General features: G+C 67.1%; 17 protein-coding genes. 12 read left to right on the top strand and 5 right to left on the bottom strand.

What is annotated here, in order from left to right; translation table 11 throughout:
• Window positions 1-55 precede the first annotated feature (55 nt).
• The 6 genes from GW587_RS01135 (at window position 56) to GW587_RS01105 (ending at window position 8,441) form a co-directional block, all read left to right on the top strand.
• The gene (locus GW587_RS01135) at window positions 56-2,887 is read left to right on the top strand and encodes a GGDEF domain-containing protein (RefSeq protein ID WP_166099035.1); all 2,832 of its coding nucleotides are present in this window, start codon (window positions 56-58) and stop codon (window positions 2,885-2,887) included.
• A 2-nt stretch (window positions 2,888-2,889) separates the two neighbouring features.
• Window positions 2,890-3,453: a DNA-3-methyladenine glycosylase I gene (locus GW587_RS01130; RefSeq protein ID WP_166097556.1), complete on the top strand. Its 564-nt coding sequence runs from the start codon at window positions 2,890-2,892 to the stop codon at window positions 3,451-3,453.
• Entirely contained in the window at window positions 3,426-5,525 is a 2,100-nt protein-coding gene (mnmC1, locus tag GW587_RS31125; RefSeq protein ID WP_371875529.1) for an FAD-dependent 5-carboxymethylaminomethyl-2-thiouridine(34) oxidoreductase MnmC1, read from the top strand. The genes GW587_RS01130 and mnmC1 overlap by 28 nt, the downstream gene beginning before the upstream one ends.
• 114 nt (window positions 5,526-5,639) lie before the next feature.
• Window positions 5,640-6,362, top strand: a complete 723-nt coding sequence (locus tag GW587_RS01115; RefSeq protein ID WP_166097554.1) for a sensor histidine kinase — start codon at window positions 5,640-5,642, stop codon at window positions 6,360-6,362.
• A gap of 20 nt (window positions 6,363-6,382) precedes the next feature.
• Window positions 6,383-8,104, top strand: a complete 1,722-nt coding sequence (locus GW587_RS01110; protein WP_166097551.1) for a tetratricopeptide repeat-containing response regulator — start codon at window positions 6,383-6,385, stop codon at window positions 8,102-8,104.
• A gap of 121 nt (window positions 8,105-8,225) precedes the next feature.
• Window positions 8,226-8,441, top strand: a complete 216-nt coding sequence (locus tag GW587_RS01105) for a hypothetical protein (protein WP_166097548.1) — start codon at window positions 8,226-8,228, stop codon at window positions 8,439-8,441.
• Window positions 8,442-8,445: 4 nt separating this feature from the next.
• Here the strand turns inward: GW587_RS01105 and GW587_RS01100 are convergent, their stop codons facing one another.
• On the bottom strand, window positions 8,446-9,099 hold the full coding sequence (locus GW587_RS01100) for a PhaM family polyhydroxyalkanoate granule multifunctional regulatory protein (protein WP_166097546.1): 654 nt from the start codon (window positions 9,097-9,099) through the stop codon (window positions 8,446-8,448).
• Window positions 9,100-9,230: 131 nt separating this feature from the next.
• On the opposite strand from GW587_RS01100, the gene GW587_RS01095 reads away from it, so the two are divergent.
• The 5 genes from GW587_RS01095 (at window position 9,231) to GW587_RS01075 (ending at window position 16,163) form a co-directional block, all read left to right on the top strand.
• Window positions 9,231-10,394 (top strand): DUF3108 domain-containing protein, encoded by a 1,164-nt coding sequence (locus GW587_RS01095; RefSeq protein ID WP_166097543.1) that lies wholly within the window; start codon window positions 9,231-9,233, stop codon window positions 10,392-10,394.
• 1 nt (window position 10,395) lies between these two features.
• A complete protein-coding gene (locus tag GW587_RS01090) occupies window positions 10,396-11,151 on the top strand; it encodes a DUF3108 domain-containing protein (RefSeq protein ID WP_166097541.1) in 756 nt (251 codons plus the stop codon).
• 68 nt (window positions 11,152-11,219) lie between these two features.
• Window positions 11,220-12,590, top strand: a complete 1,371-nt coding sequence (locus tag GW587_RS01085; RefSeq protein WP_166097539.1) for a hypothetical protein — start codon at window positions 11,220-11,222, stop codon at window positions 12,588-12,590.
• Window positions 12,583-13,329 (top strand): hypothetical protein, encoded by a 747-nt coding sequence (locus tag GW587_RS01080; protein ID WP_229259246.1) that lies wholly within the window; start codon window positions 12,583-12,585, stop codon window positions 13,327-13,329. Before GW587_RS01085 ends, GW587_RS01080 begins: the two co-directional genes overlap by 8 nt.
• Before the next feature lie 2 nt (window positions 13,330-13,331).
• Complete coding sequence (locus tag GW587_RS01075) at window positions 13,332-16,163, top strand: ATP-binding protein (RefSeq protein WP_166097537.1); 2,832 nt, start codon at window positions 13,332-13,334, stop codon at window positions 16,161-16,163.
• On the opposite strand, the gene GW587_RS01070 is transcribed toward GW587_RS01075, so the two are convergent.
• Entirely contained in the window at window positions 16,160-16,681 is a 522-nt protein-coding gene (locus GW587_RS01070) for a hypothetical protein (protein WP_166097535.1), read from the bottom strand. The genes GW587_RS01075 and GW587_RS01070 overlap by 4 nt on opposite strands.
• 53 nt (window positions 16,682-16,734) lie before the next feature.
• A complete protein-coding gene (locus GW587_RS01065; RefSeq protein ID WP_229259245.1) occupies window positions 16,735-17,262 on the bottom strand; it encodes a CcdC protein domain-containing protein in 528 nt (175 codons plus the stop codon).
• Between the two features lie 160 nt (window positions 17,263-17,422).
• On the opposite strand from GW587_RS01065, the gene GW587_RS01060 reads away from it, so the two are divergent.
• Window positions 17,423-19,897 carry an alpha/beta hydrolase family protein gene (locus tag GW587_RS01060; RefSeq protein ID WP_166097532.1) on the top strand — a complete coding sequence of 825 codons (2,475 nt, stop codon included), beginning with the start codon at window positions 17,423-17,425 and terminating at the stop codon, window positions 19,895-19,897.
• Window positions 19,898-20,005: 108 nt separating this feature from the next.
• Here the strand turns inward: GW587_RS01060 and GW587_RS01055 are convergent, their stop codons facing one another.
• Together GW587_RS01055 and GW587_RS01050 are read right to left on the bottom strand one after the other, a co-directional pair.
• On the bottom strand, window positions 20,006-24,742 hold the full coding sequence (locus GW587_RS01055; protein ID WP_229259244.1) for a translocation/assembly module TamB domain-containing protein: 4,737 nt from the start codon (window positions 24,740-24,742) through the stop codon (window positions 20,006-20,008).
• Window positions 24,742-26,514, bottom strand: a complete 1,773-nt coding sequence (locus GW587_RS01050; RefSeq protein WP_229259280.1) for an autotransporter assembly complex protein TamA — start codon at window positions 26,512-26,514, stop codon at window positions 24,742-24,744. Before GW587_RS01050 ends, GW587_RS01055 begins: the two co-directional genes overlap by 1 nt.
• Between the last annotated feature and the right edge of the window lie 167 nt (window positions 26,515-26,681).

The raw sequence follows: 26,681 nt of genomic DNA, 5'->3' as shown, positions 1-26,681 counted from the left end.
AGCAGCGCAGCAAGCGTTGACGAAGCACACAGCAGAAGGAAGTCATTTGGTGGACATGTTTGCGCTCGACGAAGAGCTGGCGCGGTGGGATGCGGCGTTGCCGGAAACGCAGGGTGCGGCACGCGTGCCGTTGCTGGCGGCGCTAGCCTGGCACACGCGCCAGCGCGACCCGCTGCGCGCGCAGCGTCTGTGGGCCGAGGTGACGCCGTTGTTGTCGCTGCTGGCGCCCGCCGAGGCCGATCTGCTGCGCGCCCGCGCGCTGCTGACCAGCGCCGAATCCGCCTGGCTGCGCGGCGAACTCGACGCCGCCCAACACCAGGCGGGACAAGCGCTGCAACTGTGCCGCCAGGTGGGGGACGGCGCCGCCGCCGCCGCTTGCCGCGTCGACGCCTGCTGGGTGATGGCCTGGACGTCCAACGACGGCGGCAACAGCGCCGCCGGCGACGACTGGCTCGAACAGGCCGCCGCCGCCGCGCGCGCGGCCGCCGACCCGGTGCGGATCGACGTCATCGACGCCGCCGCCGGCATCTGCGACGCCTTCAGCGACTGGCAGGCGGCGCAACAGCAATGGAGCGGCCGCTTCGACGCCGACCTGAGCGGCGCGCCGGTGATCGCCGCCGGCTGGATCAGCGACTACTTCGGCACCTGCGCCTTCCAGCGCAGCGAATACGGCCGCGCCATCGGCCACCTGATGCTCAGCTTCGAGACCGCGCTGGCCACCGGCCAGATCCGCCGCGCCATCATCGTCGCCACCAACATCGGCAACGGCTTCACCAATCTGAACGCGCACGAGGCGGCGCTGGACTGGATGCAGCGCGGCCTGGATCTGGCGCGCCCGACCGGCTGGCCGCTGAGCATCGGCATGTGCCTGATGCAGACCGCCGAAACGCTGCGCCAGCTGGGCCAGCGCGAGGCGGCGCAAAGCCTGCTGCGCGAGGCGCTGGCGACCTTGTCGCCGTTGTCCGGTTCGCGCGCCTACGCGGTGGCGCTGGAATACCAGGGCGACCTGGCGCTGGACCTGGGCAACCACGCCGCCGCGCTGGAAAGCTTCACCCGCCTGGCCGCGCGCGGCGACGCGCTGTGCCAGAACGATTTCCAGAGCAGCGCGCGGCGCGGCCAGGCGCACGCGCTGTCGCATCTGGCGCGGCCGGCCGATGCGCTGGCCGCCGCCGAGGGCGCGCTGGCGCTGGCGCGCGAGCATGGCGACGCGTCGAGCCAGATCGCGGCGCTCAACGTGCTGGCCGACATCCACGCGCGCCACCAGCTGCCCGGCCCGGAGCTGATGGTCGCGCCCAACGCGGTGCTGCATTATCTGCTGCTGGCGCTGGAGATCGCCGCCACCATCGAGGGCTACACCGTGCCCGGCGCGCTGCTCGACGCCACGGCGCGCGAGTACGCCGCCATCGGCGATTACGAACGCGCCTATTCGATCGCCTTGCGCGCCGGCGCCTCGCGCGATCTGACGCACAGCCAGCAAGCCACCAACCGCGCCATCGCGATGCAGGTGCAGTACCAGACCGAGCGCGCGCAGACCGAGGGCGAGCACCACCGCCAGCTGGCCGCCGCCGAGGCGCAGCGCGCCGAGGTGCTGCAGCAGACCAGCGCCACGCTGGAGCACTTGAGCGCGATCGGCCAGGAGATCACCGCCCATCTCGATGCGGCGGCGGTGTTCCGCGCGCTGGACCGCCACGTCCACGGCCTGCTCGACGCGACGCACTTTTCCGTGTTCCTGCTGGAGCCGGACGGCCAGACGCTGGTCTGCGCCTTCGGCGTCGAGGCGGGCAAGCCCTTGCAGGCGGTGCGGGTACCGGCCTCCGACCCCAACGCCAATTCGGCGCGCTGCGTGCGCGAGCGGCGCGAGATCTTCATCGAGCTCGATGAGGAGGGCGTGACGCCGAACCTGATCCCTGGCACGCTGCCGACCTTGAGCCTGTTGTTCGCGCCGCTGCGCGTGGGCCAGCGCGTGCTGGGCGTGATGACGGTGCAGTCGCTGCACGCGCGCGCCTACGGCGAGCGCGAACGGCTGATCTTCCGCACGCTGTGCGCCTACGGTGCGATCGCGCTGGACAACGCCAGCGCCTATCGCCAGGTGGCGGCGACGCAGAACCAGCTGCTGGAGAAGAACCTGGAGCTGGAGCAGGCCTACAAGGCGCTGGAGGAGGTCAGTCTGACCGACCAGCTGACCGGCTTGCGCAACCGCCGTTTCTTCCTGCAGAACGTCGATGCCGACGTGGCCATGAGCTTGCGCGGTTACGACGCCGGCCAGCATCGCGAGCTGACCGAATGCGATATCCACATGCCGAAGGACCTGGTGTTCTTCATGGTCGACCTGGACCACTTCAAGGAAGTCAACGACCGCTACGGCCACGCCGCCGGCGACGTGGTGCTGGTGCAGATGCAGGAGCGGCTGCGCGAGGTGTTCCGCGAATCGGATTATGTGATCCGCTGGGGCGGCGAGGAATTCCTGGTGCTGGCGCGCGCCACCCATCGCGACGATGCGCATCTGGTGGCGGAGCGCATGCGCCGCGCCGTGGCGGAACGCGCGTTCGAACTGCCGGACGGCGTGCGGCTGAACAAGACCTGCTCGATCGGCTTCGCCTGTTTCCCGTTCATGCCGGAGCAACCGCGTTTGCTCTCATGGTCGCAGGTGGTGGAGCTGGCCGACCAGGGTCTGTACGTCGCCAAGCGTTCCGGCCGCAACGCGTGGGCGGCGCTGTACAGCACCAAGGCGACGCGGGAGGATGGCATCTTCCCGCGCCTGATGCAGCAGCTGGACCAGTCGGTGGCCGACGGCGAGGTGCGGCTGCTGACCAATCTGACCGGACCGCTGGTGCTGGGCGGCGAGCGTCGCCGCGTCGGTTTGTCCAGCGACCTTGAAATCAGCTGACCATGACTGAAAAAATTCGCTGCACCTGGGCCAATCCGCTCAATCCCCTGTACCTGGCATATCACGACAACGAGTGGGGCGTGCCTTGCCATGACGAGCGCCGCTTGTTCGAGATGCTGAATCTCGAAGGTGCGCAGGCTGGCTTGAGCTGGGAGACCATCCTCAATAAGCGCGAGAACTATCGCGCCGCCTTCGATCAGTGGGATGCGAAGAAGATCGCGGCCTACGATGCGGACAAGGTGGCGGAGTTGCTCGGCAACGCGGGCATCGTGCGCAATCGCTTGAAGGTGGCGGCGGCGATCACCAACGCGCAGGCCTATTTGCGGCTACTCGACGGCGGCGGCAGTCTGGATAAGCTGCTGTGGTCCTATGTCGGCGGCAAGCCTATCGTCAACGGCAAGGGGCCGCGTCCGGCCAAGACGGAGCTGTCGGACCGGATCTCGAAGGATCTGTTGAAGCTGGGGTTCAAGTTCGTCGGCTCGACGATCGTGTATGCCTACCTGCAGGGCGTGGGCGTCATCGACGATCATGATCCGGCGTGCTTCTGCAAAAAGGCGCGCAAGTGAATACGCGGCGCGTGGTGCTCGATACCGGTTTCGGTGTCGGGCGGTTCCTGGGCGAACGCGCGCGTGGCGGGCGTCTGCACTATCTTGGCATCGCGCCGCATGTGCCGGCGGTCGACGATCCTGGTCTGCGCGCCATGTGGCCTCTGGATGTTCCGGGATTTCACCGCATCGTGCTGGACGACGGCCGGGTGGTGCTCGATCTGCTGGTCGGCGCGCTGGAGGCGGTGCTGCCGCAGGTCGATGCGCGCGTGGACGAGTTTTATATCGATGCCGCCACTGCGCCATCGATGGCGCGTGCGCTGGCCAAGCTGGCGCTGCAAGGTGCTACCTTGTGCGCGCGGGCGCCGGACGAAGGCTTGGTTTGGGCGCTGACGGCGGCGGGCTTTGTCTGCACGGCGGTCGCCGGCTCGCTGGATGTGCGCGCGGTGTATCGAAGCCGCAAGCCGCAGCCGGCCGTGCCGCCGCAGCCGGAGCGGCGCGCGATCGTCATCGGCGCGGGCCTGGCCGGTTCGGCCGCCGCGCATCGCTTGTGCGCGAATGGCTGGCAGGTGACTTTGATCGAGCGTCATGCGCAGCCGGCGCAGGAGGCTTCCGGTAATCTGGCCGGTATCTTCATGCCGTTGCTTTCCAAGGATGACAATATTCCTACGCGCTTGAGTCGCGCCGCTTATCTGTTCGCGTTGCGCGAGTGGCGGCGCATGGGTGGGGTCGGCAGGGCGTTCGATGGCGCCGAGTGCGGCGTGCTGCAGTTGGCGCGGGATGGTGAGCATGCCGGGGTTCAGCAGGATGTGGTCGATGCCTGGGGCTATCCGCCGGAGTATGTGCGGTGGCTGGATGCCGATGCGGCCGGCGCGCGGATCGGCGTGCCGACGCCGCATGGCGGATGGTTGTTCGAGCAGGGTGGATGGGTGCGGCCGGCGTCTTTGTGCGAGGCGATGCTTGCCGCGTGTGGCGAGCGCTTGCGGCGCGTGTTCGGCACCGAAGCGATGGTTTTGCAACGCGTGGTCGACGACGCGCAAATGTCCGGCGAGGCGCAAACGTCCGGCGAAGCGCAAACGACCGGCGACGCGGTGCCACTCGGCGCGACGGGCCGGCGCGGCGAGTGGCAGGTGCGCGGCGATGACGGAGCCTTGATCGCGCAGGCGCCGACCGTGGTGCTGGCCAGCGGGACCAGCGCGGTTCGCATCGCCCAAACCGCCGAGCTGCCGCTGTCCGCGCTGCGCGGCCAAGTGACACACCTGGCGGTCGGCGAGAGCGATGTCCCCGCAACGCTGCGCCCCAACGCCGCCGCCCCCCCGCACGCGACGCACGCCGCTGCTGCCGCCGCCGCCACCCCGCACGCGACGCACGCCGCTGCTGCCGCCGCCGCCGCCCCGCACGCAACGCATGCCGCTGCTGCTGCTGCCGCCCCGCACGCGACGCACGCCGCTACCGCTGCCGCCGCCTCGCAGGCGACGCACGCCGCTACCGCTGCCGCCGCCTCGCAGGCGACGCACGTCGCTATCGCCGCCGCCGCCGCCTCGCAGGCGACGCACGCCACCGCTGCCGACACGCTACCGACCGTTGCCGACACGCCTTTCGCCGCGCCGCCGCAGTTGTCGCTGGTCGTCTGCCGCGAGGCGTATGTGACGCCGGCGGCCAACGGCATCGTCAGCGCCGGCGCGACCTACGACAACGACGACGATCCCGCCCTGCGCGCCAGCAGCCAGCTGGAAAACCTGAGCCGCCTGGCCGAGATCATCCCCGGCGCCGAGGTGGCGGCGTTGGCCGCGACCGCGCCGCTGGCGGGCCGGGTCGGCTTCCGCTGCGCCGCGCCGGACCGCTTGCCGCTGGCCGGCGCGCTGCCCGACTACCCCTCCGCCGGCCGCCTCGAACGACTGCGCGACGTGCCGCGCCACCCCGGCCTGCACTGCCTGCTCGGCTACGCCTCGCGCGGCCTGATCTGGGCCCCCCTGATGGCGGAGCTGCTGGTCTCCCAATTGGAAAACACCCCGCCGCCGCTGGAAACCACGCTGGTCGAAGCCCTCGACCCCGGCCGCTTCCTGCTCAAGCAACGGCGCCGCACGCAGTAAGCCTGTTGCGTTCGCGCAAACGCCACCCGTTGGCCTTGCCCAACGCCACAGGCTATAATCGGTCCCCAGACCACAATCCCAAGCGCGCCAGCGCCGTCCATGGAGAACCGCACGATGGATGAAGAAGAAGCGCAGCAGCACCAAGGTTCCCCGGAGCTGTTCATGTTCCTGGCATCGACCGTTCACGATATGAAAAATTCGATCAGCGTCCTCAGTGGCACGTTGGAGAACCTGCTGGCCGCGCCCACCGCCGCGCCGAGCGCCGAGTACGGCCAGATGGCGCACATGCTGTACCAGACCAAGCGCCTCAACGACAACCTGATCCAGCTGCTGGCGCTGTACAAGGAAGTCGGCAAGCCCGGCTACCCCTTCGACCCGATGCCGCGCAGCGTGGCCGAACTGGTCGAACAGGCCACCGGCCAGGCGCGCATCCTGCTGCAATCGCGCGGCATCGCGCTCGATCTCGACTTCCCGCCGGACGCCATCTGGACGCTGGACGAAGACCTGATCATCGGCGTGCTGGTCCACGCCATCAACAACGCCATCCGCTACACGCGCGACCGCATCCGCCTGTCGATCAGGATCGACGGCGACTACCTGGAACTGCGGGTCGAAGACAACGGCGACGGCTTCCCCGCCGCGATGCTGGAATCTGGCGCCAGCGCCATGGCCGCGCAGCGCAGCGCCGTCAACTTCCTCAGCAACAGCAGCGGCCTCGGACTCTACTTCTCCAGCGAAGTGGCGAACATGCACAAGCACCGCCAGCGCAGCGGCGGCATCGCGCTGGAAAACGGCGGCACGCTGGGCGGCGGCTGCTTCGTGTTGCGGCTTCCATGACCGCGGCCGGAGTCCACGACATGAGCACCGTGACCGCATCCCATCCCGCCGCCGAAGGCGTGGTCGACTGGGCGGAGAAGCGCTACCTGCTGGTCGACGATTTCGTCGGCATCCGCCAGCTGCTGCGCGAATCGCTGCGCAACCTCGGCGCCAAGCATATCGACCAGGCGGCCAGCGGCGGCGAGGCGATGGTGCTGCTGTCGAAGACCCGCTACGACGTGGTGCTGTGCGATTACAACCTCGGCGACGGCAAGAACGGCCAGCAGGTGCTGGAGGAGGCGCGCGTGCGCAACCTGATGCTGCCGAGTAGCGTGTGGCTGATGGTCTCCGCCGAAAAGAGCGTCGAGTCGGTGATGGGCGCGGCCGAGCATCAGCCGGACGCCTATATCATCAAGCCGATCACCGAAGGCGTGCTGCTGACGCGCCTCAACCGCGTATGGCAAAAGAAGCAGATCTTCCGCGACATCGACCAGGCCTTCGCCGACAAGGACTACCTGCGCGCGGCGCGCCTGTGCGAGGAACAGATCGCGCACAATCCGTTGCACGCGGTCGACCTGCTGCGCATGAAGGCGGTGCTGCTGCTCAAGAGCGGCGATCCCGCCCAAGCCGGCGCCGTCTACGAGAAGGTGCTGGAGGACCGCGACTACAACTGGGCGCGCTGCGGCCTGGCGAAAATCCGCATGGCGCATGGCGAACTGGAATCGGCGCGGCTGATGTTCCAGGCGGTGATCGCCGACAACCGCTTTTACATCGACGCCTTCGACCAGCTGGCGCTATCGTTCCAGCTGCAGGGCAAGACCGAGGAAGCGTTCGACGTGCTGGGCAAGGCCGCCAAGCTGTCGCCCAATTCGGTGCCGCGCCAGCGCGCGCTGGGCCAGACCGCGCTCAAGCTGGGCAACATCCCGGTGGCGGAAAAGGCCTTCCGCAAATGCATCGAGATGGGCGAATTCTCGGTGATGAAAACGGTGGACGCCTATCTCGGCCTGGCGCGCGTCTGCGGCCAGAAGAACGACGTCAAGGAAGCCATCCGCCTGCTGAACGCGGCGGTCCACCAGTTCGGCGGCGACCTGGTCGAGCTGCGCGCCAAGATCACCGAGGGCCTGGTGTACCACGAGAGCGGCGACTACCGGCGCGCGCGCAAATCCGGCGACGAGCTGGAACTGATGCTGGCCGATGAGAGCAAACAGCGCCCGGACGCCGCCACCTGCCTCGACATGGCCACGCTGCTGTTCGCGGTCGGCGTCAAGGAGGCGCCGGTCGGGCTGCTGTGCTACGTCACCCGCAACAATCATGATAACGTGCCGCTGCTGGAGGACGTGCAGAAGATCTTCGACAAGGCGCGCATGGGCGACGAGGGCATCGCGCTGATCAAGGCCTCGCGCCAGGAGGCGGCCGACATGATGAACAAGGGCGTGCTGCTGTGGAAGACCGGCAAAGTCATGGAGGCGGTCGAATGGATGCGCGTGGCGCGCAAGGCCTTGCCGCACAATATGCGCATCCTCTTCAATTCGGCGCAGATCCTGATCTCCTGGATGCAGCAGACCGGCTACGTGCGCGGCCTGGCCGACGAGGCGATCGGAGTGCTGATGCACGTCGACGCGATCGCGCCGGGGCAGCCGCGTTTCGCCCAGCTGATGGAGCAACTGGCCTTGCTGGCGCCGGTCTCCGGCGTGGTCGCGGCGGCCGCCGCCAGCGAGTACGAAGCGGCCAACGGCGCCATTCCCGGCGTCGACGCCGGATGACGGATGGGCGCAACAGCGCGCTTGTTTCGGGATCGGCAAATGATTACACTGGATTTCGGCGCGGCCCGTCCGCGCCTTGATTCGCTGTCAATATTGAGAGCAAATAAAGGGCACAAAAAATATGCGCGACATCGCCAAGGAAGTGTATTCGAAGATGAAGGTGGGCAGCGTGGCCTGGATCCGGCCGATCGCCGCCAAGGGAGATACCCTGGACAGTTTCCAGGCGGCCCACGACAGCGCCAGGCTGCTCGAAGAAGAGGGCTTGATCGATATCGAGAAAGTGCAGCGTCAGGCCGATGGCCTGATCGACGCCATCCGCATCCAGCGGCTGGCTTAGCCCGTTAAGGTTTTTGCGCGCCCGGCTTGGCCGGGGCGCGCTTGGCCGGAGCCTTTTTGGCGCCCGGCTGTTCCTTCACGTCCGGCGCGCTGGCCGCCGTGGCGAACTTGGCGGCGGCGTCGGCCATCATGGTCTCCGACACCATCGCGGTCGAGACCGCCTGCTTGAACTGATCCTGCAACATATTCCACCAGACGGCCGGATTGGCCATCTGCGCGCTGGCGTCGGCGGCCGAGGCGGCGTCCGCCTTGGGCGCTTCGGGGGCCGGAGCCGGCGTCGGCGCGGCGGTTTGCGCCTTGTCCGCCTCGCGCGCGTGGTGGAAGAAGGCCGAGGCGTAAGGATTGGCGTCGAAGATCGACTTGTCGCCGGCGGCCGCGCCGCCCTGGTTGACCGCCGCCGCCAGGCTGGCGCCGACCGACTTCAGCGTGGCGATGGTGCCGCGCTGCACCTCCAGCGCCTGGATGCTGCCGCGCAGCATGCTCATGTTGAGATTGAGCCAGGCTTCGACCGCCTTCAGGTCGTTGATCTTCTTGTCCAGTTCTTCGACCGAGAGCGTGGGCGCAGTCAAGCCGGGAACGCTCATGCTGCCCCACAGGTTCTTGACGAAGTCCAGCGTGTCGGTCATCACTGCGGCGCCGGGCATTTGCGAATTGGCCATGTAAGTCTCCTAGGGGAACAGCGTTCAGCGTAGCAGATATCGGCGGCGCATTCAAAAGGTTTTGACAACATTTCTGGCAAGGGCGCGCCGGCGCGCGGTGGGGCGCGGCCGAACACGTTAAACTAGCGGCCATGACGATTGTTTCCTTCCTCTTCCAGCGCCGGCGTTTGCTCGTTTTGGGCGCGGCCACGCTGGTCCTGCACTACGCGACGATAGACTGGGTGGGCGGACGGCTCAGCGCACAGACGCACCGGGCCTCGCCGCTGCCGGCGTCGCTGATGAGCGCGCAGCTGCGCCTGACGCTGCCCAAGCGGGTCGAGAGCGCGCCGGCGCCCGAGGTGGCGCCGCTGCCGAAAGGGCCCGCCGCCGCCCGGCCGCGGCCGGTGGCGCGCGGCGCGCCGGTGACGACCCCGGTCACGGCGGGCACGGAGATCTCGGCCAGCGACGCGGCGACCGCCTTGGCGGCGGTGGTGGCGGTGGCCGCCGTCGACATCAACGTCGCCAGGCAGGATGGCGCGGCGCAGGCGCAGACCGGCACTCCGCCGCCGGCCGTGGCCGAAGGCGCGACGCCGGCCGCCGCCGCGCCGGTGGAGGCGGCGCCGGCGCAGGCCATGCGCCGCTACAAGGTCAACCTGCCGCCGTCGGCCAGCTTCGAGATGACGGTGGCGCGGGTCGACGCCGACGGCACCAAATGGACGGGGGCCGCGACCATGGCGTGGCATACTGACGGCGGCCGTTACCAGGCGTCGGTGGAGGCGGGCGTGAGCCTGCTGGTCACGCGCCTCAACCTGCTGGTGCTGCGCAGCGAAGGCGCGATCGACGATTTCGGCATCGCCCCGGTCACCGCCACCGAAAAGCGCGCGCGCCGTGCGGAGACCGCCACCCATTTCAACCGCGACACCGGCACCATCAGTTTTTCCGCGTCCGAGCGCAGCTATCCGCTGCTGGTGGGCGCGCAGGACAAGGCCACCGTGCCGTTCCAGCTGGGCGGCATCGGCCGCGCCGACATCAACCAGTTCGGCGGCGATATCGATATCCAGGTCGGCGAGGAAAAGGAGGCGACCGTGTTCCGCTTCCAGCTGGTCGGCGAAGAGGAACTCGATACGAAATTGGGCAAGCTGGTGACCTGGCATCTGACCCGGCCGCCGAAGCCGGGCACCTACTCGTCGCAGCTGGACATCTGGCTGGCGCCGGGCATGAACTGGTATCCGGTGCAGATCCGCAATACAGAAAAGAACGGCGCGCTGACGACGCAGACCGTGTCCCACATCACGATGACAGAATCCGGAAAATAATATGAAAAAAACCACCACCATTTGCGCCGCCGTCCTGCTGGCCTGCGCCTCGCTGGCGCAAGCGGCCAGCGGCGACGCCGCCGAGCACCCGAGCGTCAAGCGCCCGACCAGCATGCCGCCGTCGGCCGACCTGAACTACACCATCAACGCCAAACAGCACGGCCTGACCATCAACGGCACCGCCAGCGTGCAATGGCGCGCGGGCGACGGCAAGTATTCGATCGTCACCGAAAGCCGCGCCGCCATCTTCGGCAAGATCCTGGAGAACCGCAGCGAAGGCGCGATCGACGACTTCGGCCTGGCGCCGGTCACGTTCACCGAGAAGCGTTTCCGCAAGGATCCGTACACCACCAGTTTCAAGCGCGACGCCAAAACCATCAGCTTCAGCATCGACGACACCACCTACCCGATCAAGGGCGGCGAGCAGGACCGCAGCAGCGCGCAATGGCAGCTGGCGGCGCAGGCGCGCGCCACGCCGGACAAGTTCAAGCCGGGCAGCGAATGGCAATACTTCGTCGCCGGCCGCCGCGACGCCGAGGTGTGGAGCTTCAAGGTGGTCAACACCGAGGCGGTGAAGATCGGCGGCGGCGAGGTGCAGGCGCTGCACCTGACCAAGGCGCCGTCGGCCGACAAGGAAGGCCAGCAGGTCGAGCTGTGGCTGGCGCCGTCGCTGGACTGGTACCCGGTGCGGGTGCGCTTCAACGACGCCGACGGCGACTTCGTCGACCAGATCCTGGAAAAGGTCGTGAAAAAGTAGGCTCCTGCTATACTGACGCCCCCGCAATGATGATGCTTTGTTGCAATTTGCGTACAGAATGGTAGAGAATGATCGATCCTATAAGTGACTCGGCGCCTGAGCAGGCGCTGGATCAAGAACAACAGCAAGACAGCCTGCAAGCGCACTTCCAGCCGAACATCTCGGCCGACGAGATCGAACAGGTGTATCACCTGAAGCGCGCCCAGCCGCTGCTGCAAGTCTTCACGGCGCTGTTCCACGGCGGTTTCGACGGCGTTTTGGTGCGCCTGCTGGTGCTGCGCGAGCTGGCCGCCGACACCGCCTCGTCCAGCTTCACCCGCGCCGACATCAACACCCGTCTGGCCTATCTGCTGCCGGAATCGCTGGAAACGGTGCTGATGCGCCTGCGCACCAACCAGCTGCTGGCCTGGGACGCGCAGCAAGCCGTCTACCGCGTCACGCCGATGGCGCGCAACGTCCTGTCGGCGATCGACGGCCTGCTCACGCTGGGCAAGGAAGAAGACACCGCCGACATGGGCTTCCTGCTGTCGCAGGTGGCCGGTGCACAAGTCATGGGCGGCGTCACGGTCGACCAGCTGAACCACCTGCTGGGCCGCCTGGTCGACCTGACCGAGGAGTTCTCCGACGCCATCGCCTCCGGCTCCGAGTTCCGCCTGCGCGCCTCGCAGGCGAAGTGGCACATGGCCTGCGACTGGGTCGAGAAGGGCTCGGAGATCCTGCGCGCCATCACCTCCGACGAAAACGCCGACAGCGCGACCCACCGCGCCGCGCAGGCGATCGGCCGCGCCCAATCGGCGCTGCTGAACATGCAGGGCATGTTCTCGCGCGCGCTGAACCAGATCGAGCGCCAGCGCGTGCACCTGGGCCAGTCCGGCCTGTCCACCACCGACATCAAGCGCTGGCTGCTGCTGCACGAAGACCTGGCCTCGCTGGCCGAAGGCGCGATCGACCAGCCGGTGGTGCCGCTGTTTATCACCCCGGCCGAGATGATCGACGTCGCCGAAACCGAGTTGCTGGCGGACCGCGCCAGCAACGTCGTCTCCAACGGCCTGCCGACCGGCACCGACGCGCCGACCACCGTCAGCGACGGCCCGGCGATGCAGCAGGAGCTGGACGAATGGCTGGCGCGCCTGTCCGACTTCGCGGCGCTGGGCAATTTCCCCAGCATCGCCGACGAGGGCCCGAAATCGATCCCGGTGCAGGATTCGCTGTTGCCGGCGACCTTCGCCGTGGCCTCGTACCGCGCCTCGCTGCTGCCGCTGCTGGGCGACGCCGACGAGGCCCGCCTGCAAGGCGCCACCGCCGAACTGGCGCGGCTGCCGGTGACATTCACGCCGAGCGATGAAATGATCCAACTGCCCGATCTGCATGTGGCCGCGATGTCGCTTGCCTCCCTTTCACTGTCCTTGAATCCTGAAGGCGACAAGTCCGATGAATGACGATTCCCAAATCCTGATCGCGCGCCTGCTGACGCATCAACACCTGCGCCGCGACGACAAGCTCGTGAAACGCGTGCTGTCGGATGAACTGTTCCGCGCCGAAGTCGACACGCGCCTGCAAGCCACCGGCCTGAAACTGCTGGACAACGTCTACGCCGACCACGTCACGCTGGCGCTGCACCGCGCCATCGAGCCGAAGGTGTTCGGCGCGCGCGACGTCTGGCAGAACAACAACTTCGGCCTGTCGCGCGACGGCGTGGCCCTGTTGGTGGTGCTGTGGGCGCAGATCATCCTGCCCAAGCGCGAGCGCCAGGAAACCCACCAGCACGCGGACGACGACCAGAACGACATGTTCGGCGTCGACAAGCCGCTGCCGCGCGCCGAAGACACCTCGATCGGCATCGCCTACAAGGCGCTGCTGGCGGACTTCGGCGACAAGCTGGGCAAGAAGACCCGTCTCGATATGAACCTCGGCATCCTGGCCAAGCTGGGCTTCATCGAACGGCGCGGCGACATCATCGTCGAAGGCCCGCTGCTGGACCTGATGATGGATACCGACCAGCTGAAGGAGCGCATCATCAACGGCGCGCTGGCCGACGTGTTCAAGCGCTCGCCGGCGCAGATCATCCCGGTGCCGCGCAGCTCCCCGCCGATCGAAGAGGATGAAGAAATCCTCCCGGCCTTCGACGCACCGCCGCCGGCTCCGCTCGACGACACCGAACCTCCCGCCAAGGACTAAGCATGTTTCATATCAAATCGCTAGAACTGGTCCACTGGGATTACTGGCAGCGCATCAAGAACATCCCGCTGGACGCCAAAATCATCACCATCGCCGGCCAGAACGGCTCCGGCAAGACCACCTTGCTGGACGCGCTGCGCACGCTGTTCGGCCTCGATTGCTCGATGGGCCGCACCTACAAGCACTACGCCCGCCACAGCGGCCAGCAGACCGCCTGGCTGCGCGCCGTGGTCGACAACAAGAACGTCGGCAAGCAGCTGTCCAACCGTCCGTTCCGCAGCTCCGGCTTCTTCAGCGACGACGAAGTCACGCTGTTCTGCCAGATCCAGAAGAACGGCGGCGACTGGAAGCGCCAGTACCTGATGCGTCCCGGTAACGTGCAGATCGAAGACATCGGCGAAGCCGGCAACGACTGGCTCGGCGTCGAGAACTACCGTAAGCGCCTCGCCAACGCCGGCCTGTCGCCGGCGATGGCGAAAGTGCTGGCGCTGGAGCAGGGCGAAACCGACAAGCTGTGCGAATACGCGCCGCGCCAGTTGCTGGACCTGGTGTTCCAGGTGTTCGGCGACAAGGAAGTGCTGGACGCCTACGACGAAGCCAAGCGCCACCAGCGCGACACCGAAATCGAACTGAAACGCTTCGAGACCGAGCTGGAAGCCTCCAAGACCAACCTGGAGGGCCTGCGCCTGCGCGTGGCCAACTACCACCAGTGGGAAGACCTGAACAAGGAACGCCGCAACCTGCAGGAAGAAGTGCTGCCGACGCTGGAGTACAACGAAGCGCGCGAAAAGCACGCCAACATCAGCCGCCAGTTGCGCGACGCGCGCAAGCCGCTGATGCAGGCCGACCAGCAGATGACCGACAAGCGCAACGCCTTGGCCGCGCAGGCCAAGGCGCTGACCGATGCGCAACAGCACGAGACGGTGCTGGAGCAGGAATCGACCTCGCTGCAAACCCGCCTGACGCACATCAACGGCAAGCTCAAGCCGCTGGACAGCCTGCTGGAACAGAAGGCGCGCCTGCAAAAGCTGGCCGCCGATTCCGGCGAAGACCTGGCCGAAGTGGCGCGCCAGTTGCAGGAAAAGGAAATCGAGCTGGCGCGCCAGCGCAACGCGCGCGACGCCGTCGCCGCCAAGATCGCCGGCGAGCTGTCGACGATCGCCGCCTTGCAGGGCAAGACCGCGATGCCGGAGCCGGAAGCGCAACGCGGCATGCGCCGCGCGCTGAACGACGCCGGCATCAGCCACGCCATGCTGTCGGATATCGTCGAAGTGACCGACCCGCGCTGGCAAGGCGCGATCGAAGGCGTGCTGGGTGGCTATGCCTCCGTGGTGCTGCTGGATAAATCGTCCGACGCGTCGGCCGCCTACCGCCTGGCGGAGAAGGAACGTTATCGCCACTTCATCGTGCCGGACCTGGTGCATGCGCCGTCGGTCAAGGACGACTCGCTGATGTCGGTGGTGAAGTTCTCGGCCAAGGTGCCTTCGTGGCTGGTGGAGCAGCTGTCGCGCATCACCCGCGTCGACACCGTCGACGCCGGCGCCAAGCTGGGCAGCCACGACGAGTGGATCACGCCGGACGCCTACCACCGCGAACGTCGCGGCGGCCGCTCGCTGTTCGTCGAAGCCTCGCGTTACCGCTTCGGTTCCGCCGGCCGCACCCAGCGTATGGAAGCGATCCAGAAATCGCTGCCGGCGCTGGAAGCGCAGGAGGACGGCCTGACCCTGATCGTCTCCAAGCTGGCGACCGAAATCAGCACGCTGAAGACCCGCCTGGCCGGCGTCGACGCCGCCAAGGAACTGGCCGCGCGCCAGGAGGAATTCGACGAGGCGGCGCGCAACGCCGTGCCGTTGAGGGCCGAGCGGACCGAAGTCGGTTCGCGCCTGGGCGACCTGCAAAACCTGATCAAGAACGCGGTGGTCACGCGCACCCGCGCCGACACCACCTGGCAGAACGCGCGCTTCGCCCTGTCCGAGGCGGAAGCGGGTCTGCGCCTGAACAACAAGCGCCAGATCGAGCAGCGCGGCGATCACGCTCAAGCGCTGCTGACCTTGCGCAAGGCGTGGCGTCACCTGCCGAAGGCCTGGCGTCGTCCCGCGCGCCGCAGCGCGCTGGTGAAGGAACACCAGAACGCGCACCAGGTGGCGTTGCGCATCCATTCGCTGGAGGCCAGCCTGGCGCGCAGCGATTGGGAACTGGATGCGACCGTGATCGATCAGTACCAGCGCCTGAACGACCAGCTGAGCGGCCGTCAGTCCGAGACCGAGGAGCGCCGCTACCAGAACAACCGCGCCATCGAGGCGACCGGCAACGCGCGCGGCGCCTACATGGAGCGGCTGCGCTACACCATCAAGACCTACTCCAAGAACATCAAGGAGCTGGGCGAGCTGGCCGGCATCGAGGTGCACTCGGATCCGGTGCGGCTGGAGAACGACGATACGCAGCTGTCGCAGGCGGGCCTGCACGTGCGCTTCAAGTTCGATGGCAAGGGCATCATCGGCATGAACGACGGCGAAGCGTCCGGCGGCCAGCAGGTGATGAAATCGCTGGTGCTGCTGATTGGCTTGCTGAAATCGGAAGACGGTTCCGGCGGCTTCGTGTTCATCGACGAACCGTTCGCCCACCTGGATATCCGCAACATCCAGCTGGTCGGCGAGTTCCTGAAGAACACCGAAGCGCAGTACCTGATGACGACGCCGTTGACGCACAACACCGACGTCTACGATCCTTCGGAACTGACGCTCATCACGAGTAAAAAGAAGAAGGATACGGAGTGGGCCGCGCCCATCTTCGTGCTGCAACGCCGTCCGGTGGACGCCGCGAAAGTGGCTTAAGCGGCGCCGCCCAGCAGCTGATCCAGCTGCTGGGCGAGTTGCAGCGCGGTGTCGCGGCCCTTGGCCTTCTGCACCGCCTCCAGATACGGATCGCGCAGCTGGCGCAGGTCGTCGACGGTGCCGGCTTTTTCCACCTTCAATTGCAGGGTGAAGCCGCGCAAGCCCATGGTGCTCTTGATGGTCTTGTTGTAGAAATCATAAACCTGCTGGAATTGCTGGACTTGCGACGCGGTCGGAAGGCCGCTGATTTCCGCCGCCGGCGCGGCTGGCGGGACCGGTGCCGCCGCTTCCGGCAGCACGGCGTAACTGGTGGTCAACACGATCAATTCCTGCGCCAGCAGCTCCTGCACGGCGTTCGCCGTCAAGCCCAGTCCCGCCACGTTGCGCAGCAGTTCCTCCTCCGGCTTGTGGCCGTCCACCAGGACCAGCAGCGTGCGCAACCGCGTCGCAAGCTGATACTTGCGGGTCGCGATCTCCTCCCTGCCTTTAGCGGTCTTGTCGTAAATGGACGTATTCATATCGACGCATTTGGTTGCCTTGCGGAAATACCAAGCATACCATCAAACACGCTTTATTTTATATCGAAGATGTCGATCGGGCGCGGCACCGGCTTTTGCGTGCGGCGCCATTGGATCAGCAGCGACGAGTAGACGCCGTAGAAACCCAGCAGCAGGCCAAACAGCACCGACGACACCGGATTGCCGACGAAGTCCGGGTCCAGCGGAATCTGGTTGTGCATGTGCAGGTAAGCCTCGAACAGGCGGTAGATCAGGCGGCTGATGAACAGCATCACCACCAGCAGGCCGAGGTTGCGGTTGGGCGTGTAGAAGAAACCGTCCGGCTTGTTCTCCAGGCGCGTCAGCTTCATGTTGCGATGGCCGAGCAGCACGCCGGCCACGGCGCCTGCCAACAGTGCGCCGAACGCCGGCCAGTTACCCAGCAGTTTCACCAGCAGCAGCAGCAGCACGCCGATGGTGACGGCGGCGGTGGCGTAGTGGTGCCATAGCTCGGACTTGGTGCGGGTCATCATGCGCTTCAGGCGCGAGTAGATACGCCACACCGCCAGCGGCACCAGCAACAGCAGTGTGAGGGTGGTCATTTCCATAATCTGTCCAGAGGCTCGATTCAAAGAACAGCGATTGTACGCCGTTACACAATGTCACGGAATAAGCGCCGCTGATTGACAATCAGCGATAGCATAAGCAAACTGAACCGCAGCAGCCCGCTTCTGGACCGACTTCTGGACCGAAAGGATCTCCATGAACAAACCGTTATCGATGCTGCCTCTGAATCTTGGCCTGATGGCCGCCTCGCCGCAGACCGGCGCGCAAGAGGACGGATACCGTCTGCCGCCCGCCGCGCTGCAAGCCATCGTCGACGCGCCGCGCGCGCCGGCCTTGAGCCTCAGCCCGCAACGCGACCTAGTCGCCGTGGTGCAAACGCCGCCGCTGCCCGGCATCGCCGAAGTGGCGCAACCGGAGCTCAAGCTGGCCGGTCTGCGCATCAATCCACGCACCTGTTCTTCTTCCCGTTTTTCCTTCGGCACCGATCTGAGTTTGATGGAGATCGCCACGCGCAAGGAGATCCGTCTGCGCGGACTGCCGCGCAACCTGCGCCTGTCGGACCTGGCGTGGTCGCCGGACCAGCGCCACCTGGCGTTCACCCACATGGCCTTCAACGGCGAGCGCGGCGGCGTGGAATTGTGGCTGGTCGATATCGCGGAGCGCAAGGCGTCCAAGCTGTCGGCGCAGCCATTGTCGGCGGTGCTGACGCGCGGCTTCAACTGGCTGCCGGACAGCAGCGGGCTGCTGGTGCACTGGCGGCCGGCCGGCATCGGCAAGCCGCCGGTATCGAGCGGGATTCCGTCCGGGCCGATCCAGCAGGACAGCGAGCCTGGCGGCGTGCGCCAGTTGCGCACCTATCAGGATCTGTTGAAGAACGAGGACGACGCGCGCCTGTTCGAATACTACGTCACGGTGCAGATGGTGCTGCTGGACCTGCACGGCAAGGCGCGGCCGATCGGCGCGCCGGACCAGTTCTCGCGCACCTCGGTGGCGCCGGGCGGCGAGTACCTGCTGGCGCAAAGCATCACGCGGCCGTATTCGTACATCGTGCCGGCGTCCAGTTTCGGCGAGCGGGTCGATGTGCGCGATCTCGATGGCGAACTGCTGCACACGGTGGCGACGCTGCCGCTGGAGGAGGGCCTGCCGCCGGGGAACGACGCGGTGTCGGACGGGGTGCGCCATGTGTCGTGGCGCGCCGACGCGCCGGCCAGCCTGGTCTGGACCGAGGCGCAGGACGGCGGCGATCCGGCGCGCGCGGTGCCGGACGGCATACGCGACCTGGTCTACCTGCACGCGGCGCCGTTCGCGGAACCGCCGCTGGTGCTGGCGCGCTTGACGATGCGCTATGCCGGCATCGCGTGGGGCAGGGAGGATGTCGCGCTGATCAACGAGCGCTGGCACAAGACGCGCGACTACAAGCAGTGGATGATCGCGCCGGGCCATCTGTCCACGCCGCCGGAGCTGATCTACGCCGGTTCGTACGAAGACCGCTACAGCAGTCCCGGCTCGCCGGTGATGCGCGCCGACGCCACCGGCTTCCCGCGCCTGCTGATCGGCCCCGGCACCACGATACTGCTCGACGGCGCCGGCGCCACGCCGGAAGGCGACCGTCCGTTCATCGACCGTTTGAGCCTGACCACCAGGCAGAAGGAACGCCTGTTCCAGAGCGAGGCGCCGTATTTCGAAAACGTGGCGGCGGTGCTGAACGACGACGGCACGCTGCTGCTGACCACGCGCGAATCGCCGACCGAGCGGCCGAATTATTATCTCCGCGATCTGACGCGGCCGAGCGGCGAACAGCTGCGCGCGTTGACCGATTACCCGCATCCGACGCCGCAGCTGAAGGATGTGCACAAGGAGCAGATCCGCTATCCGCGCAACGACGGCGTCGAGCTGACGGCGACGCTGATGCTGCCGCCGGGCTACGACCCGGCGCGCGACGGACGCCTGCCGTTGCTGATGTGGGCTTACCCGCAGGAGTTCAAGTCGGCCAACGCGGCCAGCCAGACCACCGGCTCGCCGTACCGGTTCAATTCGGTCAGTTATTGGGGGCCGGCGGCGTTCCTGGCGATGGGCTACGCGGTGCTGGACAATCCGTCGTTTCCGATTGTCGGCAGCGGCGAGGATGAACCCAACGACAGCTATCTGCCGCAGCTGGTGGCCGACGCCGAAGCGGCGGTGGACGAGGTGGTGCGGCGCGGCGTGGCGGACCGCGAGCGGATCGCCATCGGCGGCCATTCCTACGGCGCCTTCATGACCGGCAATCTGCTGGCGCACACGCGCTTGTTCCGCGCCGGGATTGCGCGCAGCGGCGCCTACAACCGCACCCTGACGCCGTTCGGCTTCCAGTCGGAGGAGCGGCAGTTCTGGGAGGCGCAGGCGGTGTATCAGGCGATGTCGCCGTTTAATAACGCCGACAAGATCAAGGACGCGATGCTGCTGATCCACGGTGAGCAGGACAGCAACTCGGGTACCTTCCCATTGCAGAGCGAGCGCATGTTCCAGGCGATCAAGGGGCTGGGCGGCACGGCGCGGCTGGTGATGCTGCCGAACGAATCGCATGCCTACCGCGCGCGCGAATCGATACTGCACATGCTGTATGAGACCAATGCCTGGCTGGATAAATACGTCAAGAACGCTACAATGATCGTAAGCCCTTTACCGGAGTGACGCCATGAGCCACCGCGCCCCAGACCCTCAGCCGGTCGACGACCCCTCGCCGCCGGACGCCCCGCATCCTGTGCCGCAGGACGATCCGGTACCGGACCACAATCCCAGTTAATCGAACGCCCAGGTGTACAGCACGTCCAGCGCGTTGTTGGTGCCGGTCTGGAATTGCAGCGTGATGCGCGGGTTCAGCTTGTATTTGAGCTTGACCAGGCTGGTGGCGGTGCCGGCGCCCTGCTCGAAGCTCAGGTAGGCGCGCGACGAAATCCGCTTGCCCACCGTGACCACGGTGTTGGCCAGGCCGGTGGCCGAACCGGCGGTGCTGCCGGCCGCCTGTCCCACGCCCAGTTCATCCACACCCAGCGCGCTGGCCAGCTTGCCCTTGCCGCCGCCACCGCCGAACAGCGCGCCGGCGGCGGTGCCGAGCAGCGCCATGTCGTTGCCGGCCGCGTTGTCGATGCCATGGCCCAGCACCAGCCACGCCAGCTTGTCGCTGTCCGACACCGCCGGCGTCGACACCAGCTTGGCCGATGGCGCCAGCGCCGTGCCGCGCACTTCCACGCCCGCTTCGACGTTGGTCTCGCTGAGCGCTTCGCCTTCCGGCCGGCGCCGCACCGCGAGGATGTTCAGGCCGGGGTTGTCGTAGGCGCCGGTGAAGTTGATCACGCCGCGTTCGATGTCCAGCTTCTGTCCGTACGCCGCATAAGTGCCGTTGGAGACGCGGATGCTGCCGTTGATGCGCGGCGGACGGCGGTCGGCGATGCGGATGCGCAGCGAGCCGGCCAGCTGCGCCTCCAGTCCCTTGCCCTGGAGTTTGAAGTCGTCGCCCAGGTCGGCCTCGACGTCCACGTTCAGCGGCATGCCCTGCGCCGCCTTGGCCTGCGGCGCGCCCTTGCCGATGATGATCACGTCGTCGCTGAGCGTCGGCGTATCGACGCCGGCCAGTTCGATGTTGGCGCGGTCGGCGCGGAATTTGCCTTCCAGCGCGAAGCGTTTGGCGTCGCGCGTCAGCGAGGTCTGGCCGCTGATGACGAGGATGCGGTCGGGACGCGACAGCACTTCCAGCTTGTCGGCGGTGAGCTTGAGCTGCATGGTGGCTTCGTTGCCGGCGTAGCGCATCCAGCCGTCGGCCTGGGCGTGGCCCTGGGTGCCGTCGAAAGCCAGCTTTTGCAGTTGCAGCTGGTCGCCGGTCAGGCGCGCTTGCAGTTGACCGTTGCGCAGCTTGATGCCCTGGTCGACCCAGTTGACCACCAGCTTGTCGCCGCTGATGTCGCCGTTCAGTTGCGGCGCGGCGAGCGTGCCGCTGCCGGCCACGGCCAGCTTGAGCGTGCCGTCGATTTCCAGCCCCGGTTGTCCGGCCAATGGCGCCAGCCAGGCCAGCGAGCCCATATTGGCGCTGCCGTTCAGCGTGAACGTGCTGTCGCCGGCGAGGCGGCCGTCGTGCAATTGCGCGTTGCCGTCAAGGCGCACCTTGCCAACGCGGGTGCCGTCGACGTTGAGCTGGACGCGCAGCGTGCCGTCGTTGACGTCGGCGCGCGCGTCGAGGGTGTTGAGGCCGAGCGGTTGCGGCAGGTCGGCGCCGGTGATGGTGAGGTCGCCCTGTTCGCGGTAGACGTGGAACATGCCGCCCAGGACCGGTGGCGAGGTCTTGGTGGCCGCTTGCAGGTTCATGCCCCATTCGGCGGCGATGGTCATGTTGCTGCGCACGTTGTCGCGCCAGGCGTCGGAGAGTTGCGCCAGGTAGTTGACCGGGACGCCGGCGGCCTGGCCTTTGCTGCGCCAGGCGGCGCCGGTTTTTTCCAGGCTGTCGATGCGGATGCTGCCCTTGGGCAGGTTGATGGTGGCGCTGCCGAGCGCGATCTGTTCGGGCTTGGCCAGGCCGGCGACGCCGGTGCCGTCGGGGGCGGTCAGCTTCAGTGATGCCGGCGCGGCCAGGGTGAGGGCGAAGCGGCCACGGTTTTGCAGGGTGTCGATGGCGCCGGTCCAGGTGTCGTCGGCCCAGCTGCCTTTGACGCGCAGGGCGGCGTCGAAGTCAGGGTTGCTGGCGCTGAGCTGCAACACGTGCGCGCTGCGCGTGCCGCTGGTTTGCAGCCGCGCCTTGTCGAGCGAGATGGCCGGCGAGACGTAGCGCGTGATCTCGATGTCGCTGATCAGCGGCACGTCGGCGGTCGCCGCCGCATTGTCGCGCGCCGCCGCGCCACGGCCAGCCGCGCCGCGCGCGCCGGCGCCCGCCGCCGCCGTGGAGCGAGCCAACGCATTGCCGGTTGGCGCCGCGCCAGCCGTACCTGAGCGAGCCGCCGCCGCGCCAGCCGGCGTATTGCCCGCCGCCGCGTTACCTGCCGCGGTGGAGCCGGCGGTGCCGGCGCCCGGGACCGCGCCGCGCAGCGATGAGCCGCCGGTGGCCATGGCCAGCGTGTTGCCGAGCGTGGCGCTGCCGCGTATCGTGCCGATCTGCTGTTGGCCCGGCAGGCGCACATTCGACCCGTCGAGCGTCAGCGCCACCGCAGGCCGCGCGGCCGTGCCGGACAAGGTGCCGCTGGCGCGCAACGCGCCGCCGAACAGCGGCCCAAGCGCACCGAGTTGCGGCGCATCGAGCTTCCACTCCAGCTTATCGAGCGCGCTGCCGAAACTGCCCTTCGCCTGCAGACTGTTGACCGCCAGGCGCAGATCGACATCCGCGCTGGTGATATCGCCCCTGGCGGTGGACAGCTTGGCATAACCGGACAACGGCGCATTGGCCAGCGTCGATGGTTGCAGCGTCAAGTTCAAGCCCGCGCGCCAGTCCGCCGACAAGCGCGCATCGGCGGTGAAGCTGGCGTTGACGGAACCCGCCTGCGCCGCGCCGAACGCGGCCGGATTGAAGCGTTGCACGCTGCCGTTCATTTTCAGCTCAGGCGTGCCCTTGACCATCGCCACATCGCCGCTGGCATGAATCAGGCTATCCGGCGCCGGCCGTTTGGCCGAGGCCAGCGCCAGACCCTTGGCATCCGCCTCGAAGCTGCTGCGGGGCGCCGCCATGGTGCCGGTGACCACGCCGCTGGCGGAGATCGCGCCCAGCAGATCGCTGCTGACGGCCGACAACTGGCGCGCATCGACTTTCCATTGCAGCTTCTCGCCCGGCGCGCCGAAGTTGCCGCTGGCGTCGATGTTGTTCTGCGCCAGCGTCAGATGCGCATCGACGCCGCTGATGTGCTGCGCGTCGGCGCGCAGTTTGCCGTTGCCGCTCAGCGGCTGGCCGAACAACTTGCTGGCCTTGATCTGGAAGCCCGCCGCGACCTGCCATGCCGGCGCGAAGACGCCGTCGGCGTTGATGTCCGCGTTCAGGTCGGCGACCGGATAGCCGGTGCCCAACGCCGACGGATCGAAATGGTCGGCGCGCAGCTTGGCGCTGAAGGCTTGCTTGTCCTTCAGGCTAAGCTGGCCGGTGGCGCTGATGCTGCCTTTCTTCGCTTGCAGACGCGCCTGATGCAGTTGCAGCAGCGCGTCGGCCAGCGTGGCTTGCACGTCGAGGCGCATGCCCTTGTCGACAAGCGCGGCGGTCAGCGCCTGCTGCTTCGGCGTGCTGGTGACGGCGATGTCGCCGGCGACCGAGGTTTTGTTGATGCTGCTGTGGATCGCCTTCAGGTCGAGGCGGTCGGTGTGAAGCTTGAAGTTGGCGGCGTCGATGCCGGCTTCCGGGCCGCTGCGCTGGACCTTGCCGCCGCCGGTGAATTTGCCCGCCGCGCCCAGGTCGAGCAGGACGTTGTCCAGGATCGAAGCGGTGAGGGTGCCGTCCAGGCGGCCGCTGAAGGCTTGCAGCGGCAGGCCTTGCTGGTCGAGCGGCGCGGCCTTGCCCTGGTTGATCAGCGCGAACTGGCCGGACAGTTTCTGGTCCTTGGCGATGGCGGCGGTCAGCTTGAGGCCGAGCTTCGCTTGCGGCATGCCGGGATCGAAACCGGCCGGATCGAGATCGCGTGCGGTCAGGTCGATGCTGCGCAGGATGATGGGATCGAACGGCGCCAGCGCCACCACGGCCTCGCCGCTGGCGCCGTTGGCCGCGCCTTGCACCTTCAGGTTCAGCAGCGCCAGATTGCCGCCGACCTGCGCGGAGAGTCGCGCGCCGCCAACGGCAGCCGCCGGGGTGCCGCCCGCGCCGCCACGGTCCGCCGCAGGGCCGGCTTTCGCGGCCTGTCGCGCGTCGCTCGTCGCCGCGCCGGCCGCAATCGCCGTCTGCACCAGCGACGCCTTGCCCTGTAAAGCGAAAGGCCGGTCGCCGGCGATGGTCAGCTCGGCCTTGACGTCGCCGAAAGCCGTCTGCGCCGACGCGTCGCGCAGGCTCCAGTGCTGCTTGTCGCCATCGAGCTTGAAGCGCAACTGCCCGATGATGTTGACACCGCCATCATTGATCAACGTCAGCTTGTCCAACCGCCCGGACGACACCGACAGCTTGATCGGCGAAACCAGCGATTCCGGCATCCTGGACGGCTCCGACGGCCCGGAACTCAGCACCGTCAAGCTGGCCGCATGCAGCTCGCTGATGGTCAAGCCATCCGAAAAATACTGCAACGGCGACCAGTTGATGTCGATGCCCTGCGCCGTGACCAGAATATCCTTGCCGCGATAAACCAGCTTATCGATATGCATGCGATGGTACAGCGAGCCGCTGACGCCGGTGACGACGATCTGCCCGCCGCTGGCCTTGGACACGCGCGCCACCAACTGCTGCAAGGTCGACTCGCGGCCCAGCAGCCAGAACGCGCCGCCCACCAGCGCGACCAGCACCGCCAGCGTGACCAGCACGCGGCGCGGCCAACGCCTGCGCGGCGTTGGCGCAGCGGCGGCTTGAGGGGTATCGATATTGTCGGCCATCAGAAAGTGAACCCCAGCGAGAAATGCAAACGATATTTATGAACCGCGTGTCCATAGGCGGCATCGACGTTGATCGGCCCCACGGGACTTTTCCAGCGTGCGCCGACGCCGTAGCCGGACTTCGGATGCAAGGCGCTGAACGAATCGCCCGCGTTGCCGGCGTCATAGAACACCGCCGCTCCCCACGCCGGCTTGAACCAGTATTGATACTCCGCGCTGGCCGTGGCCAGATAGCGGCCGCCGGTGACCGCGTCGCCCTGTTGCACGCCGAGCTCCTGATAGCCATAACCGCGCACCGACTGATCGCCGCCGGCGCGGAACTGGTACACGGCCGGCACACCGTTCTTGTCGCGCGAAGCCAGCGCGCCGGCCTCGCCGCGGAAGATCGCGTTGGAGTTGGGACCGAGCGGCTTATACATCACGCCGCGCAGGTAGCTGCGCACGAAGGTCTCGTCGGTCAGCAGCGGCGCCAGCGCGCCGCCCAGCTGCGCGTTGATCGCGTAGCCCTTGGTCGGGAACAGCAGGTTGTCCAGCTTGCGCCAGGTGACGGCATAGGTCAGCGGCAGACTTTTGCTGGTGGTCGACGGCGTGCCGGCGACGGTCTTGGTTTCGCTCAGCAGCTCCAGCGTCAGGCTGCGCTCCAGCAGCGGCGTGCCCCACGCGCGCTTGGCGGCGACGCTGGTGACGCTGGTGGTCTCGCCCGAAATGTCGCTGCGCTCGAACGACGCGCCGATGCTGTCGTTATAGCCGTCCGCCGTGACCGGGAAGTAGAAATTGCTGCTCAGCGTCTGCTTCTTGGTTTCCAGCGTCAGCGCGTTTTTCGAACGCAGGCCGAAGATCGCCAGATCGTCATAGGTCAGCGACGCGCGATTACCGGTGTTGGTACTGTAACCGACACCGGCGCTGACGTTCTTGCGCTTGTTCTCGACCACGCGCACCAGCAGCGGCAACGGCGCCATCGGCGCGGCCGCGTTCTGCTCCGGCGTCAGCGTGGCGGCGTCCAGCTGTTCGGTGAGGACGGCGTTCATGTCGGCGCTGACTTCCACGCTGGCGAAGTAGCCGGTGTCCTGCAGGCGCGATTGGTACGATTGCAGCGACGCTTCGCTGTAGTAGTCGCCGGGACGGATCTGGTTCAGATTGGCCACGGTGCTGGCCGGGTAGCGCTTGAGGCCCTCGATGCGCAGCTCGCCGAAGCGCATCTCCGGACCGCTGTCGAGCGCCACCCGCAGATTGGCCAGGTGCTGTTCCGGATCCACGGTGGCCTGGCTGTCGGTCAGCTGCGCGCGCGGATAGCGCGTCTGCACCACTTGCCGCAACAGCGAGCGCTTGGCCGATTCCCATTCGTCCTGGCGGAACACCGAGCCTTTTTTCAGCGGCCAGCCGCTCTTCAGCGCGTTGACGTCGAACTGTCGATCGGCCGGCAACTCGGGATTGGGCGCGAAACCCTGCAACACCAGGTCGATCTCGCCCACGCGCACCGGCTGCCCCGGTTCCACCTTGACCTGCACCACCGGCGCGGCGGCCTCGCGGTCGTAGGTCGCGCTGACCACCGGCGAGTAATAGCCGTCGGTCGCCACCAGCGTCTTGATCTGTTCCGGCGCCACCCGCACCAGCCGTTGCAGCTGTTCGCGGTCGATCCGGTCGCTGCCGCGAAACCGCACCAGGTCCAGGTTCTTCTCCAGCAGCTCGCGCAACGGGCCGGGGGCGTCGATGCGCACCTCGTATTTGAGGGCGTCGGCGGCGTGCGCGGACGTCAGCGGCAGGACGAGCATCAGGCAGGCGGATACTTTTGCCACAAGTTGTGCCAAAATTCGTGATCCTGCCGATTTATTTTCTGGTGATGCCGGTAACATGAGACTCCATCTAGGTGTACCTTAGTGTACATGAGCATCATGTTACCGGAATGCCCCAAATGATGGCGTACATATAAGATTGCAAC

This window comes from Duganella aceris, assembly GCF_011090165.1.
Taxonomy (GTDB): Bacteria; Pseudomonadota; Gammaproteobacteria; order Burkholderiales; family Burkholderiaceae_D; genus Rugamonas; species Rugamonas aceris.
Note: the sequence above shows the minus strand (reverse complement) of the source record. Positions and strands in the feature narration are given on the sequence as shown.